The sequence below is a fragment of the Pseudomonas sp. TE3-3-F2023 genome, assembly GCF_036784815.1.
Lineage (GTDB): Bacteria > Pseudomonadota > Gammaproteobacteria > Pseudomonadales > Pseudomonadaceae > Aquipseudomonas > Aquipseudomonas pudica.
Map to the genome: position 1 here is coordinate 5165624 of NZ_CP145113.1, position 12986 is coordinate 5178609.

The window sequence follows — 12986 nt, forward strand, 5'->3', positions numbered from 1 at the left end:
AGAACTTACTTACGCAGTTCTACGCGACGGTTCTGAGCCCAGGACTGCTCGTCGTTGCCAGTGGCAACCGGACGCTCTTCACCGTAGGAGACCAGTTCCAGCTGAGCAGGGGAAACGCCCTGCAGAACCAGGTAGCGCTGAACGGCCTTGGCACGACGCTCACCCAGAGCCATGTTGTACTCGCGGGTGCCGCGCTCGTCGGTGTTGCCTTCCAGAACAACGCGGTTGCCGTTGGCTTTCAGGTCCTTGGCGTGAACGTCCAGAGCGCGCATGGCTTCTGGCTTCAGGTCCGAGCTGTCGTATTCGAAGTAGAAGGTGGTGATTGCGCGCAGGGCAGCTTCTTCGCTCAGGGAGCCGTCAACAGCGCCAGTGTTGGCACCGTAGCCAGCGTTCGGATCTACAGCAGCGCCTTCGCCTGCGTTGTCACCGCCCTTCGAGGAGCAACCTACAGCTACGGCCATGGCCAGAGCCAGCGCAGCAAATTTACCAAACTTCAGCATTTCCATCGTGAAACTCCTAATGAAACCCCAGTGTGTTAAGCAAAAGTATTACGCCGCAATCAGTTCAGGTAAGGGGACCAGGACGGTTCTCTGACTTCGCCTTGAGCGGTAGGAAGTGGGAGCCTCACGCGGCCATTAAGCGACACGAGCATCAAGACTCCCCGGCCCTGCTGGCGGGTGGCGTAGATTAGCATGGTGCCGTTTGGCGCAACAGTGGGTGACTCATCAAGACTCGTTTCCGAGAGAATCTTTACACTTCCGCGCTGCAAATCCTGGGCTGCAACTTTGAAGTTGGTGAAGCCCTGCTGGCGATGGATCATCACCAGGGTCTTTTCGTCCGCCGACAGTTTCGGGTTGGCGTTGTAGTTACCCACGAAAGTTACACGCTCGGCACCACCGCCACTGACCGACTGCTTGTAGATCTGTGGCTTGCCGCCGCGGTCGGAGGTGAAGTACAGGGTGTTGCCATCCTTGCCCCAGAACGGCTCGGTGTTGATGCCCGGGCCGGCAGTGACACGGCTGATCTGGCGCGAAGCCACGTTCATAACGTAGATGTCCGGGTTGCCGTCCTTCGACAGCACGAACGCCAGGCGCGTGCCGTCCGGCGACCAGGCTGGCGCACCGTTCAGGCCTTCGAAGTTGGTGACCTGCTCGCGGCGACCGGTATCGATGTGCTGGACGAAGATGCGCGGGCGCTTCTGCTCGAACGAAACATAGGCGATGCGCTTGCCATCCGGAGCAAAGCGCGGCGACAGGATGGGCTCGCGCGATTGCAGCAGGGTAACCGCACGTGCACCGTCGTAGTCCGAACGCTGCAGGGTATAGCGGGTGTTGTTGGTGGAGAAGCGCTCGGCCGTCACGTACAGCATGCGGGTGGAGAACGCACCCTTGATGCCGGTGAGCTTCTCGAACGACTGGTCGGCGATGTAGTGCGCCATGTCGCGCAGCTGGTCGACGCTGCCCGCGACGCTACCGGTGAGCACTTGCTGCTCGGTGGCGACGTTGAACAGTGCGTACTGGACCTGCAGGCGACCGCCGGACGGCACGATGCTGCCGACCATCACGTACTGTGCGCCCAGCGCTTTCCAGTCACGGAAGATCACTTCGCTGGCCTGCGACGGCTGGCTGATCATGTTCTGCCGCGGAATCGGCGAGTAGTAGCCGGAGTTGCGCAGGTCGTTGCCGATGATGTCGGCCATGTCTTCCGGCAGCACGCTGCCGCCCTGCAGACCGAACGGCACTACCGCGATGGGCGTGGCCCGGTCGCTGCCGCTGGTGACCAGGATGTTCTTTTCCTCTGCCACGGCCATGCCTGCCACGCAGCACAGCATGACCAGCAGTCCTCTCAGACGTTTAATCACAACGCTAGATCCTCAGGTGTAAATGTCATCTTGAACGAACGATATTGGTTGAAATCGCTCGGCTTCATACCCTGCATCTCGGTCAGTCGACCGATGTTCTTCACTGCTGCCACCGCCGAGCTGTCGTACGGGCCGTCACCACTGGACCGGGCCACGCTGACGCTGGTGATGGTACCGTCCGGCAACATGTTGATCTGCAGGACCACCGTCATGCCCTTGCGCGCGGAAGGCGGACGTGCCCAGCCCTCGGCCGCGCGCATGCGGATCAGGTCGTCGAAGTCGCCGGCCACCTGGTCACCCTGCTCGTCGGCCAGCGCCTGCTGCCGTTCGGTGGTATCGGACAACAGCTCGGCCAGGGCCTGGGCTTTCTTGTCTTCCGCCGCCTTGCGGGCCGCTTCCTGTGCCTTTTTCTTCTGGGCATCTGCAGCGGCCTTTTTCTTGGCCTCTTCAGCTGCCTTCTTCTTCGCTTCCTCGGCCGCCGCTTTCTTCTTGGCGTCCTCGGCTGCTTTCTTCTTGGCCTCTTCGGCCGCCTTTTTCTTGGCGTCCTCGGCGGCTTTTTTCTTCGCCTCTTCAGCGGCCTCTTTCTTGGCCTCTTCCTCGGCTTTTTTCTTTTCTTCCTCGGCCTTCTTCTTGGCGATGTCGGCCTGCTGCTTCTCGGCAGCCTTCTTCGCCTCTTCGGCCTTCTTGGCTTCTGCTGCTTTCTTGGCCTCTGCGGCTTCGGCAGCTGCCTCGGCTTTCTTGGCTTCGGCGGCCTCGCGAGCCTCTTCGGCCTTTTGAGCGGCGTCGGCTTTCTTTTGTTCCGCGGCCTTCACGGCCTCCTGCTCGACCTTCTTCTGTTCCAGCTGCTCGACCTCGGTCTGGCGCGAAGCGGTTTTCTTCGCTTCCCCGGCAATCTTCTGATTGGTCTGGGTGGTCGCCTGGCTCTTGGACTTGAGCTGGTACAGGGTAGCCTGGACGATCGGCTTGGATGGCGGCAGCTCAGGCGTCATGGCAAAACTGACGAACAGCAGGGCGAACACCAGCACATGCAGGCCGATGGCCCAGATACTGGGCCAGAAGTAGCTTTCCGAGGCGGATGGCTCTCGCTGTTGCATCAGGGCGCCTCGGTAATCAGGCCAACGTTACCGACACCGGCCTTCTGCAACCCGCCCATGGCACCCATGACCGCGCCATAGTCGACAGCCTTGTCGCCACGAATGAACACCTGGGTCTGCTTGCCCTGGTCACGGCCGGCGGCAATGATCTTGGTTACCGCGTCGGTCATGGCAGGCAAGGTCATGGCCTTGTCCATCTGCTTGTCGGTATCGACTTCGCTGCCAAGGTTCCAGTAGTAGGTCTTGTCGGCCTTGATGGAGATGGTGAGGATCTGGACGTTGTTGTCCTGCGGCAAGGCTTCACTGGAAACCTTGGGCAGGTCTACCTTCACGCCCTGGTTGAGCATGGGCGCCGTCACCATGAAGATGACCAGCAGTACCAGCATCACGTCGATGTAGGGCACCACGTTCATCTCGGCGACGGGCTTGCGTTTGTGGCGAACTCGGGCCATGGGCTTCTACCTGATTACTCTTCGCTGGTGTGCACTTTGCGGTGCAGGATCGCCTGGAACTCGTCGGCGAAGGTGTAGTAACGGCCGATCAGCACTTCGCTGCGGGCAGAGAAGCGGTTGTAGGCGATAACCGCCGGGATTGCCGCGAACAGGCCGATGGCGGTGGCGATCAGCGCTTCGGCGATACCCGGGGCAACCGTGGCCAGGGTGGCCTGCTGGGCGCTGGCCAGGCCGCGGAAGGAGTTCATGATGCCCCATACGGTACCGAACAGGCCGATGTACGGGCTGGTCGAACCGACGGTGGCCAGGAATGGCAGGCTCTGCTCGAGCTTTTCTTCCTCGCGCGAGATGGCTACGCGCATGGCACGGGCAACACCCTCCATGACCGCGTCCGGGTCGACGCCCGGCTGCTGGCGCAGGCGCGAGAATTCCTTGAAGCCGGCACGGAAGACCTGCTCGACACCGGAATCCGGGTCTGGGTTGCTGCCTGCCTGGCGGTACAGCTTGGACAGGTCGATGCCCGACCAGAAGCGCTCCTCGAAGGCATCCAGCGCACGACGACCGGCGCGCAGCATGGTGCTGCGCTGGAAGATCATGACCCATGAGGTGACCGAGGCGGCCACCAGGGTCAGCATTACCAGCTGTACCAACACGCTGGCATTGCTGACCAGACTCCACATGGAGGTATGGTCGACGACGTTAGCTTCCACGCTTATTCTCCTGCATTCGATTGAGTACCCGAGCCGTCCGCCGCAAAGGCGTCACGCAGCTCCGGGGGTATGGCTCGGGGTTTGAAAGTGTCGGCGCGCACGGCGGCCACCAGGAACTGCCCTTCGCAGAGCAGCGTTTCATCTTTTTCCCGCCAGACCTGCTGCACGAAGCGCAGGCTGGCGCGATTGAGTTCAAGTACTTGCGCGGTGACCCGCAGCTCGTCGTCCAGCCGCGCCGGCGCGTGATAGCGCGCTTCGCTGGAGTGGACCACGAACAGCAGGTTGTCTTCAGCCAGCTGCGCCTGTGAAAAACCCAGGTGCCGCAGCCGCTCGGTACGCGCGCGCTCCATGAATTTCAGGTAATTGACGTAATACACCACGCCACCGGCATCGGTATCTTCGTAATAGACGCGACAACGGTGTGCGAAAGGTTCCAGGCCATTTTGCGCGCGCATACTCTAGTGCTTACTCCTCAGCTTGCCAATCCGCTGTGGCAACTGTTTTTTCTTCATTAATGTCTTATTGCCAGCGCACCCTCGGCATGCCAGCGGTAGGACCACGAAAAGCCGTTTTCGATCTGTCACTCATCGCCCATTTCGGAAAAATCCCCACCCTCCCCCAGGCGCCCGGGTACGTTCAGGCCAAAGTGCAGGTAGGCATGCCGGGTGACCACGCGGCCGCGCGGCGTGCGCATGATGTAGCCTTGCTGGATCAGGTACGGTTCGAGCACGTCCTCGATGGTGTGGCGCTCTTCACTGATGGCCGCGGCCAGGTTGTCCACGCCGACCGGGCCACCGTCGAACTTCTCGATCATGGTCAGCAGCAAGCGGCGGTCGGAGTGGTCGAAACCGCGCTCGTCGACGTCCAGCAGGTTGAGCGCCATGTCGGCCACGGCCTTGGTGATCTGCCCCTTGCCGCGCACTTCGGCGTAGTCGCGCACGCGGCGCAGCAGGCGGTTGGCGATACGTGGCGTGCCACGAGCCCGGCGGGCGATCTCATAGGCACCCTGGTCTTCGATGGCCAGGCCAAGGATGCCGGCCGAACGGCTGACGATGGTGGCCAGGTCCTTGTCGCTGTAGAACTCCAGGCGCTGGACGATACCGAAACGGTCCCGCAGCGGGTTGGTGAGCATGCCGGCACGGGTGGTGGCGCCAACCAGGGTGAACGGCGGCAGGTCGAGCTTGATCGAACGGGCCGCTGGCCCTTCGCCGATCATGATGTCGAGCTGGAAGTCCTCCATCGCCGGGTACAGCACCTCCTCGACGACCGGTGACAACCGGTGGATCTCGTCGATGAACAGCACATCGTGCGGTTCGAGGTTGGTCAGCATCGCAGCGAGGTCACCCGGGCGCTCGAGGATCGGCCCCGAAGTACTCTTGACCGACACGCCCATTTCCTGGGCGATGATGTTGGCCAGGGTAGTCTTGCCCAGGCCGGGTGGGCCGAAGATCAGCGTGTGGTCGAGCGACTCGCTGCGGCCACGGGCGGCCTGGATGAACAGCGCCATCTGCTCGCGCACCACCGGCTGGCCGATGTACTCGTCCAGCCGCAGCGGGCGGATCGCACGGTCCTGGACTTCTTCACGGTCGCGGCCACTGGCGGCGATCAAACGGTCGGCTTCGATCACTTGGTAATCATCCCTTTCAGGCTGCGGCGGATCAGTTCCTCACTGCTCAGGCCGGCCTTGTCCTTGATCGCGGCGATCGCCTTGCTGGCTTCCTGCGGCTTGTAGCCCAGCGAAACCAGGGCGCTGACGGCATCGGCTTCGGCTGTGGATGCACTGGCGACCGGCAGCGGCCCATCAGAGACCAGGGTGAACATGGCCGGGGAAGTTTCCCAAGCCTTGAAGCGATCCTTGAGCTCGACCAGCAGGCGTTCGGCGGTTTTTTTGCCGACACCAGGCACGCGCACCAGGGCCGAGGTGTCCTGGGCCTGCACGCAGCGCACCAGTTCGTCCACTTCCAGCCCGGACATCAACGCCAGGGCCAGCTTCGGTCCTACGCCATTCAGGCGGATGAGCTCGCGGAACAGCTCGCGCTCGCGCTTTTCGGCAAAACCGTAGAGCAGGTGAGCATCCTCGCGCACCACCAGGTGGGTGTGCACGGTGACGGGTTCGCCCACCTTGGGCAGACGGTACAGCGTGGTCATGGGAACTTCCAGTTCATAACCCACGCCGTTGACGTCGATAATCAGGTGCGGCGGCTGTTTTTCCGCCAGGGTGCCGCGCAAACGTCCAATCACGTTCCAATCCTTCCTCTCGGGGAGCCGGTCAAAGACCGCTCAACCCTATCAGCAAATGCAGCGGGTGAACGCATCACCCGAACAAAATGTGTATCAGCGCATGAAGCGCCTACAGACGCAAGCGCCCGCCGCGTCGCCGTGCCGTGGCCAGGCCATGCGGCACCAGGCTGGAGCGGGTATGCGCGTGGCACAGGGCGATGGCCAGGGCGTCGGAGGCGTCGATCTGCGGTTTCTGCGTCAGTTTCAGCAGGTGCATGACCATCATCATCACCTGCTCCTTGTTGGCCCCACCAGTACCGGCTACCGCCTGCTTGACCTGGGTGGCGCTGTATTCGGCGATTTCCAGGCCGGCTTCGGCGGCGGCGACGATGGCCGCACCACGGGCCTGGCCGAGCTTGAGCGCCGAATCGGCGTTACGGGCCATGAATACCCGCTCGATGCCCATGGTGACCGGGCCGTGCTGGGCGATGATTTCACCCACGCCACGAAAAACGATCTGCAAACGTTCGTGCAGCTCGCCGCTGCCGGTGCGAATGCAGCCCGACGCCACGTACTCGCAACCACGGGCGGTCTGGCGTACCACGCCATAGCCGGTGATGCGCGAGCCGGGGTCGATACCAAGAATCAGAGTCATAGTGCCTGTCGAAAAGTTGATGCATCTCTGCAAACTGTACCGGCCCTTTCGCGGGTAAACCCGCTCCCACAGGTACTGCACCGACTCTGAATGTGGTGCAGTACCTGTGGGAGCGGGTTTACCCGCGAAAGGGCCGGTACAGGCGCTGACAAACTTGAAGAACTGGCCTGGATCGCCAGGATACCTTAGCCGAGGTTTTCCATGATCTCGTCGGAAATCTGGGCATTGGAGTAGACGTTCTGCACGTCATCGAGGTCTTCGAGCATGTCGATCAGCTTGAGCACCTTTTCGGCACCCTCCTGGTCGAGTTCGGCGCTGGTGGTCGGCTGCATGACGATTTCCGCGTCAGCGGCCTTGAAGCCCGCCTCTTCCAGCGCATTGCGCACGGAATAGAAGCTGTTGAACGAGGTGAACACGTCGAACGAGCCGTCGTCGTTGGCCACCACGTCATCGGCATCGGCTTCCATCGCCGCTTCCATCAGCGCATCTTCTTCAACGCCCGGGGCAAAGCTGATCTGCCCCTTGCGCTCGAACAGGTAGGCCACCGAACCGTCGGTACCCAGGTTGCCACCACACTTGGTGAAGGCATGACGCACGGCAGCGGCGGTACGGTTGCGGTTGTCGGTCATGGCCTCGACCATGATCGCCACGCCACCCGGGCCGTAACCTTCGTAGCTGAGCTCTTCGACGTTGTCGCTTTCGTTGGTGCCGGCACCACGGGCCACGGCACGATCGATGATGTCGCGGCTCATGTTGGCGCCCAGTGCCTTGTCCAGCGCCAGGCGCAGGCGCGGGTTGGATGCCGGGTCAGCACCACCCTGCTTAGCAGCGACCGTCAGTTCGCGGATCCACTTGGTGAAGATCTTGCCTCTCTTGGCATCCTGGCGCTCTTTGCGGTGCTTGATGTTCGCCCACTTGGAATGACCAGCCATAACGACTCCGAATCCTTTGAATCACAAACAGCCCCGCCCCAGTAAGGGGCGGGGCGGGAAATTGCCTGCGCCGAAACGCAAAGGCGCATCCATGTGGATGCGCCCGGGGACTGCTTACTCGACCTTGGTCTGTTCGCGCAGTCGGATGTGCAGCTCGCGCAGGGCCTTGGCGTCGACCATGCCAGGGGCCTGGGTCATGACGCAAGCGGCGCTCTGGGTTTTCGGGAAGGCGATCACTTCACGGATCGACTGGGCGCCAGTCATCAGCATGACCAGGCGGTCCAGGCCGAAGGCCAGGCCACCGTGAGGCGGCGCACCGAACTTAAGGGCGTCGAGCAGGAAGCCGAACTTCTCTTCTTGTTCTGCCGCCTCGATGCCCAGCAGGCGGAACACGGCCTGCTGCATCTCTTTACGGTGGATACGGATCGAACCGCCACCCAGTTCGGTACCGTTCAGGACCATGTCGTAGGCACGGGACAGAGCCACGGCCGGGTTGGCCTCGAGCTCTTCCGGGGTGCACTTCGGCGCGGTGAACGGATGGTGCAGCGCGGTGAAGCTGCCGTCCTCGTTCTCTTCGAACATCGGGAAGTCGACCACCCACATCGGTGCCCATTCGCAGGTCAGCAGCTCGAAGTCGTGACCCAGGCGGATACGCAGCGCGCCCAGGGCTTCGCTGACCACCTTGAACTTGTCGGCACCGAAGAACACGATGTCGCCGTCAACGGCGCCAACGCGGTCGAGGATGGTGTTGAGGTTGGCCTCGGGGATGTTCTTGACGATCGGCGACTGCAGGCCTTCGACGCCCTTGGCGCGCTCGTTGACCTTGATGTAGGCAAGGCCCTTGGCACCGTAGATGCCGACGAACTTGGTGTACTCGTCGATCTTGCTGCGCGGCATGCTGGCGCCGCCTGGCAGGCGCAGGGCGGTGACGCGGCACTTGGGATCGTTGGCCGGGCCGGCGAACACCTTGAAGTCGACGTCCTTGAGCTGGTCGGCGACGTCGACCAGTTCCAGCGGAATACGCAGGTCCGGCTTGTCGGAGCCGTAGCGGCGCATGGCCTCTTCGAAGGTCATGTGCGGGAATTCGCCGAATTCCAGGTCCAGCACTTCCTTGAACAGCTTGCGGATCATGCTTTCGGTCAGGCCCATGATCTCGCTTTCATCGAGGAAGCTGGTCTCGATGTCGATCTGGGTGAATTCCGGCTGGCGGTCGGCACGCAGGTCTTCGTCACGGAAGCACTTGGCGATCTGGTAGTAGCGGTCGAAGCCGGCGACCATCAGCAACTGCTTGAACAGCTGCGGCGACTGCGGCAGGGCGAAGAAGCTGCCGGCGTGGGTACGGCTAGGCACCAGGTAGTCACGCGCGCCTTCCGGGGTGGCACGAGTCAGGATCGGCGTCTCGACGTCGAGGAAGCCGTTCTCGTCGAGGAAGCGACGGATGCTGCTGGTGATGCGCGAACGCAGGCGCAGCTTGTCGGCCATTTCCGGGCGACGCAGGTCGATGAAACGGTAACGCAGGCGGGTTTCCTCGCCGACGTCGGAGTATTCGTTCAGCGGGAACGGCGGGGTTTCCGCTTCGTTGAGCACGTTCAGCTGGTAGCCGAGGATCTCGATGGCGCCGGAAGCCATGTTGGCATTCACCGCACCTTCAGGGCGCTTGCGGACCTTGCCGGTGATCTGCACGACGTATTCGCTGCGCACGCGGTCGGCAGCAGCGAAGGTTTCGGCGCGATCCGGGTCGAACACGACCTGGGCCATGCCTTCGCGGTCACGGATGTCGAGGAAGATCACCCCGCCGTGGTCGCGGCGACGATGGACCCAGCCGCAAAGGGTGACTTCCTGGCCGTCCAGGCTCTCGTTCAGTTGGCCGCAATAATGGCTGCGCATCATGATGGTGGTTTCGCTTCTCGTGATTCGTGTATTCGGTGGAGGCCTTGGCCGCCCGGAGAGGGCTAATACTGCAAGACCCGGTCACAGCATTCAACTCAGTCGGCCTTGTCGCCGCCTGCCAGATTCTTTTTCGCCCCGGTCTTGAAGTCGGTTTCGTACCAACCGTTACCGCTCAGGCGGAAGCCGGGCACCGACAACAGCTTCTTCAGCGCCGGCGCCTGGCAGGCCGGGCAATCGGTCAGCGGCGCGGCGCTGATCTTCTGCAGCACTTCCATGCGGTGCTCGCAGGATGCACATTGATAGTCATAAAGGGGCATGGGTGTCTCTCGTCAACCACAACGCTGGCTGCCGGGGCAGCAAAAAGCGGGATTATATATGGTTAGCAAGCACTGCGCAGCCCGCCAGGCGATCAGCGCACACTTGGCGGGTCCAGCAGCCAGGCGACGCAGATCACCCTGATCAGCCCGCTGAAGTTGCGCACCCCACCCTGGCGCAGGTGTACCTCGCGGTCGACGTAGGACAGCACCGCGCTGACCGAGCAGCGGTTGGCCGCGGCGATGCGCTCCAGGATGCCCCAGTAGACGGCCTCCAGCCGCAGGCAGGTGGAAAAACCGTTGAGCCGCACCGAGCGCGACACCGGCTGGGTCTGCAACATGTCGAAATCCGCCTTGAACGGGTCGATGCACTGTTTACCTGGCCAACGCCCCTGGCCAGCCACACGTTTGCTTGCTTGCATCATGCGCCACACTTCCTCGTCACAGGTACCAGGTGGCCTATGAAGCGCTGATGGGCGAGCTTAAAGCAGTGGCAAAATCTTCCTGCACAAAATTGCGCAGAACCTGTAGGAGCAGCCCATCGCGACACAAGGCCGCTCCTACGGGCCGGTACAGCGCAGGGTATCTACTTGCCGTCAAGCAGCACCCGCAGCATCCAGGCGGTTTTTTCGTGCACCTGCATGCGCTGCGTGAGCAGGTCGGCGGTTGGCTCGTCACTGACCTTGTCCACCACAGGGAAGATGCTGCGCGCGGTACGCACCACGGCTTCCTGGCCCTGGACCAGCTGGCGGATCATCTCGTCGGCAGGCGGCACCCCTTCTTCCTCCTTGATCGAGGAGTGCCGCGCATAGAATGCATAGGCTCCCGGTGCCGGGAAGCCCAGGGCGCGGATGCGCTCGGCGATCGAGTCGACCGCCAGTGCCAGTTCGTTGTACTGCTCTTCGAACATCAGGTGCAGGGTGCGGAACGACGGACCGGTGACGTTCCAGTGGAAGTTATGGGTTTTCAGATACAGCACGTAGGTATCCGACAACAGGCGGGACAGCCCATCGACGATGGACTTGCGATCTTCTTCACTGATACCGATATCGATTGCCATGAAGTTCCCCTTTCCATAAGGCTTGAGACCCAAGCGGGTGCCGACCACTTTAGCAACACTTGGCACACGCCGCATGTGACATGGCGCAACACATCGCCCGTCGCGGCCTGCGGTTTGAGTAGCCTGCGGCTTTACTGTTAAATAGGCAGGGTGCCACCCGTGCGGCTTGTCATTGCCGGGTGCATAGGCTGGCTACCGCGTGTTCGCGCTCTACACCTCATGCGCACCGTGCTGCCAGCTCTTCCTGTGATCGGCCTTATCAACTGTGAGCCAACCCCATGTTCAAGATCGTCCATCTGGTGACGGGCGTGGCAGCCTTGCTGCTATCGCTCATACCCAGCCTGAAAACCGATGCTTCACCCTTCCTGCAACAACCCGACGCGGTTTACCTGAGCCTGCTCGGCCTGCTCAACCTGGTGCTGGCCCCGGTCGTGCCACTGTACTACCGCGGCGCGCGGCAGCAGTTGCAGCATTTGGCCTGCGCCCTGCTGGTAGTGGCGGTGGTACTGCAGACCCTGACATTGCTGGCCCGCCCGGAAATGGGCAACCTGGCCGCACTGGTCTGCGCGGCGCTGGCCGTGGCCGTGCACCTGGCCGTGGGCTTCGCCCGCAGCCCGCGCAAGGCCCGCGCCAGCCAACATGCTGCGCAGGATACCGGCAATCGTGATACCGGTACCGTGAAGTGGTTCAACACATCCAAGGGCTTCGGCTTCATCTCCCGCGACTCGGGCGATGATATCTTCGTGCACTTTCGCGCCATTCGCGGCGAAGGCCACCGCATCCTGGTGGAAGGCCAGCGCGTGGAGTTTTCCGTTATGCACCGCGACAAAGGCCTGCAGGCCGAGGATGTGGTTGCGGTAACCCGCCGCTGATCTGACTGCAGAAACCATCCCCTGCAGGAGCGGGCATTCCCGCTCCTGCAGGGTTTCAGGTATCAATAATGAGGCGGTGGCGCCTCGTCCCCTTCGCTGCCGTACTGACCAACCATCTCTTCGTAACGCTTGATCAGCTCGGCCATCTGCAACTGCAGCCGCTCGATCACCCGCCCTTGCTCGACCACCACGTCATTCAGCGCCTGGATGGCGTCATCCTGGAACGCCTGGCGGGTTTCCAGTTCGACCACTCGCGATTCAAGCGACATGTCAGGCCTCCTGGTAGCCGGCGAGCTGCAGCCCGCGCAAGCGCTGGCGAATGGCTTGCACTTGATCGTCGGTGTAGGCCACTGCCGGGCACTTGCCCCACACCGGTGCCGGCCAGGCCGCGTCGTCGCGCTGGCGCACGATCACGTGCATGTGCAACTGGCTGACCACATTGCCCAAGGTGGCCACGTTCATCTTGTCGGCGCTGTAGCTGGCTTTCAGCGCTTCGGCCAGGTTGGTGGTTTCCTGCCACAACTGCTGCTGCTCCGCAGCATCGAGCTCGAACAGTTCGCTGATGCCGGCGCGCTTGGGCACCAGGATGAACCATGGGTAGTTGGCATCCTTGCTCAGCAGCAACTGGCACAACGCAAATTCCCCCAGCACCAGCGAATCCTGCTGCAAACGCGAATCGAGGACGAACACGGCAAATCTCCTTCAGGCAGAACCAACCCGCGTCACGCGGAAAACAGACCTGCAAGGATACCGTGCACGCTCCCGGTAACACAGCGCTACTTTTCGCACCAAAATGAGGCTGCCGGCACACCTCGCACCACACTTGCCACCCCACAGGTGACGCTGCATGAACAAGTTGCGGTAACACATTGACTTTCATGACAGCTTTTCAAATTTTAATGATTCTTGACTGTAATACCCTGCCA

Annotated in this window: 17 protein-coding genes; 1 reads left to right on the top strand and 16 read right to left on the bottom strand. The window is 62.0% G+C overall.

Annotation, left to right across the window (positions count from 1 at the left end):
* Positions 1-5: 5 nt before the first annotated feature.
* From pal to V3314_RS23765, 14 genes are all read right to left on the bottom strand, one after another.
* Positions 6-506, bottom strand: a complete 501-nt coding sequence (pal, locus tag V3314_RS23700) for a peptidoglycan-associated lipoprotein Pal (RefSeq protein WP_003254755.1) — start codon at positions 504-506, stop codon at positions 6-8.
* 53 nt (positions 507-559) lie between these two features.
* On the bottom strand, positions 560-1831 hold the full coding sequence (tolB, locus tag V3314_RS23705; protein ID WP_046617157.1) for a Tol-Pal system beta propeller repeat protein TolB: 1272 nt from the start codon (positions 1829-1831) through the stop codon (positions 560-562).
* 26 nt (positions 1832-1857) lie between these two features.
* Positions 1858-2955 carry a cell envelope integrity protein TolA gene (gene tolA, locus V3314_RS23710; protein ID WP_046617158.1) on the bottom strand — a complete coding sequence of 366 codons (1098 nt, stop codon included), beginning with the start codon at positions 2953-2955 and terminating at the stop codon, positions 1858-1860.
* Positions 2955-3407 (bottom strand): protein TolR, encoded by a 453-nt coding sequence (gene tolR, locus V3314_RS23715; RefSeq protein ID WP_003254760.1) that lies wholly within the window; start codon positions 3405-3407, stop codon positions 2955-2957. The genes tolA and tolR overlap by 1 nt, the downstream gene beginning before the upstream one ends.
* Before the next feature lie 14 nt (positions 3408-3421).
* Complete coding sequence (gene tolQ, locus V3314_RS23720) at positions 3422-4117, bottom strand: protein TolQ (protein WP_015271471.1); 696 nt, start codon at positions 4115-4117, stop codon at positions 3422-3424.
* Between the two features lie 2 nt (positions 4118-4119).
* Positions 4120-4572 carry a tol-pal system-associated acyl-CoA thioesterase gene (ybgC, locus tag V3314_RS23725; RefSeq protein WP_015271472.1) on the bottom strand — a complete coding sequence of 151 codons (453 nt, stop codon included), beginning with the start codon at positions 4570-4572 and terminating at the stop codon, positions 4120-4122.
* A gap of 125 nt (positions 4573-4697) precedes the next feature.
* The gene (gene ruvB / locus V3314_RS23730; RefSeq protein WP_108480111.1) at positions 4698-5744 is read right to left on the bottom strand and encodes a Holliday junction branch migration DNA helicase RuvB; all 1047 of its coding nucleotides are present in this window, start codon (positions 5742-5744) and stop codon (positions 4698-4700) included.
* The gene (gene ruvA / locus V3314_RS23735) at positions 5741-6358 is read right to left on the bottom strand and encodes a Holliday junction branch migration protein RuvA (protein ID WP_015271473.1); all 618 of its coding nucleotides are present in this window, start codon (positions 6356-6358) and stop codon (positions 5741-5743) included. Before ruvA ends, ruvB begins: the two co-directional genes overlap by 4 nt.
* Before the next feature lie 109 nt (positions 6359-6467).
* Positions 6468-6992 (bottom strand): crossover junction endodeoxyribonuclease RuvC, encoded by a 525-nt coding sequence (gene ruvC, locus V3314_RS23740; RefSeq protein ID WP_004375291.1) that lies wholly within the window; start codon positions 6990-6992, stop codon positions 6468-6470.
* Between the two features lie 185 nt (positions 6993-7177).
* On the bottom strand, positions 7178-7924 hold the full coding sequence (locus V3314_RS23745) for a YebC/PmpR family DNA-binding transcriptional regulator (protein WP_108480109.1): 747 nt from the start codon (positions 7922-7924) through the stop codon (positions 7178-7180).
* A 114-nt stretch (positions 7925-8038) separates the two neighbouring features.
* Positions 8039-9814, bottom strand: a complete 1776-nt coding sequence (aspS, locus tag V3314_RS23750) for an aspartate--tRNA ligase (RefSeq protein ID WP_025340263.1) — start codon at positions 9812-9814, stop codon at positions 8039-8041.
* A gap of 95 nt (positions 9815-9909) precedes the next feature.
* Positions 9910-10131: a zinc ribbon domain-containing protein gene (locus V3314_RS23755; protein WP_003254776.1), complete on the bottom strand. Its 222-nt coding sequence runs from the start codon at positions 10129-10131 to the stop codon at positions 9910-9912.
* Between the two features lie 92 nt (positions 10132-10223).
* Positions 10224-10553 (bottom strand): ribbon-helix-helix domain-containing protein, encoded by a 330-nt coding sequence (locus V3314_RS23760; protein ID WP_024087590.1) that lies wholly within the window; start codon positions 10551-10553, stop codon positions 10224-10226.
* Between the two features lie 161 nt (positions 10554-10714).
* On the bottom strand, positions 10715-11188 hold the full coding sequence (locus V3314_RS23765) for a Dps family protein (RefSeq protein ID WP_025340264.1): 474 nt from the start codon (positions 11186-11188) through the stop codon (positions 10715-10717).
* Positions 11189-11466: 278 nt separating this feature from the next.
* Here V3314_RS23765 and V3314_RS23770 point away from each other — a divergent pair, with 278 nt between their 5' ends.
* Positions 11467-12060, top strand: a complete 594-nt coding sequence (locus V3314_RS23770) for a cold-shock protein (RefSeq protein WP_085600991.1) — start codon at positions 11467-11469, stop codon at positions 12058-12060.
* 62 nt (positions 12061-12122) lie between these two features.
* On the opposite strand, the gene V3314_RS23775 is transcribed toward V3314_RS23770, so the two are convergent.
* Positions 12123-12329 carry a SlyX family protein gene (locus V3314_RS23775; protein ID WP_046616206.1) on the bottom strand — a complete coding sequence of 69 codons (207 nt, stop codon included), beginning with the start codon at positions 12327-12329 and terminating at the stop codon, positions 12123-12125.
* Between the two features lies 1 nt (position 12330).
* Positions 12331-12750, bottom strand: a complete 420-nt coding sequence (locus tag V3314_RS23780) for an HIT domain-containing protein (RefSeq protein WP_046616207.1) — start codon at positions 12748-12750, stop codon at positions 12331-12333.
* Between the last annotated feature and the right edge of the window lie 236 nt (positions 12751-12986).

What these genes read in the sequence shown, in the direction of transcription:
- ruvC (WP_004375291.1), bottom strand. Translation starts at nt 6,992, where the DNA reads ATGACTCTGATTCTTGGTATCGACCCCGGCTCGCGCATCACCGGCTAT.
- V3314_RS23760 (WP_024087590.1), bottom strand. Translation starts at nt 10,553, where the DNA reads ATGATGCAAGCAAGCAAACGTGTGGCTGGCCAGGGGCGTTGGCCAGGT.
- pal (WP_003254755.1), bottom strand. Translation starts at nt 506, where the DNA reads ATGGAAATGCTGAAGTTTGGTAAATTTGCTGCGCTGGCTCTGGCCATG.
- V3314_RS23770 (WP_085600991.1), top strand. Translation starts at nt 11,467, where the DNA reads ATGTTCAAGATCGTCCATCTGGTGACGGGCGTGGCAGCCTTGCTGCTA.
- tolR (WP_003254760.1), bottom strand. Translation starts at nt 3,407, where the DNA reads ATGGCCCGAGTTCGCCACAAACGCAAGCCCGTCGCCGAGATGAACGTG.
- tolA (WP_046617158.1), bottom strand. Translation starts at nt 2,955, where the DNA reads ATGCAACAGCGAGAGCCATCCGCCTCGGAAAGCTACTTCTGGCCCAGT.
- ybgC (WP_015271472.1), bottom strand. Translation starts at nt 4,572, where the DNA reads ATGCGCGCGCAAAATGGCCTGGAACCTTTCGCACACCGTTGTCGCGTC.
- tolB (WP_046617157.1), bottom strand. Translation starts at nt 1,831, where the DNA reads ATGCTGTGCTGCGTGGCAGGCATGGCCGTGGCAGAGGAAAAGAACATC.
- V3314_RS23745 (WP_108480109.1), bottom strand. Translation starts at nt 7,924, where the DNA reads ATGGCTGGTCATTCCAAGTGGGCGAACATCAAGCACCGCAAAGAGCGC.
- aspS (WP_025340263.1), bottom strand. Translation starts at nt 9,814, where the DNA reads ATGATGCGCAGCCATTATTGCGGCCAACTGAACGAGAGCCTGGACGGC.
- V3314_RS23775 (WP_046616206.1), bottom strand. Translation starts at nt 12,329, where the DNA reads ATGTCGCTTGAATCGCGAGTGGTCGAACTGGAAACCCGCCAGGCGTTC.
- V3314_RS23765 (WP_025340264.1), bottom strand. Translation starts at nt 11,188, where the DNA reads ATGGCAATCGATATCGGTATCAGTGAAGAAGATCGCAAGTCCATCGTC.
- V3314_RS23755 (WP_003254776.1), bottom strand. Translation starts at nt 10,131, where the DNA reads ATGCCCCTTTATGACTATCAATGTGCATCCTGCGAGCACCGCATGGAA.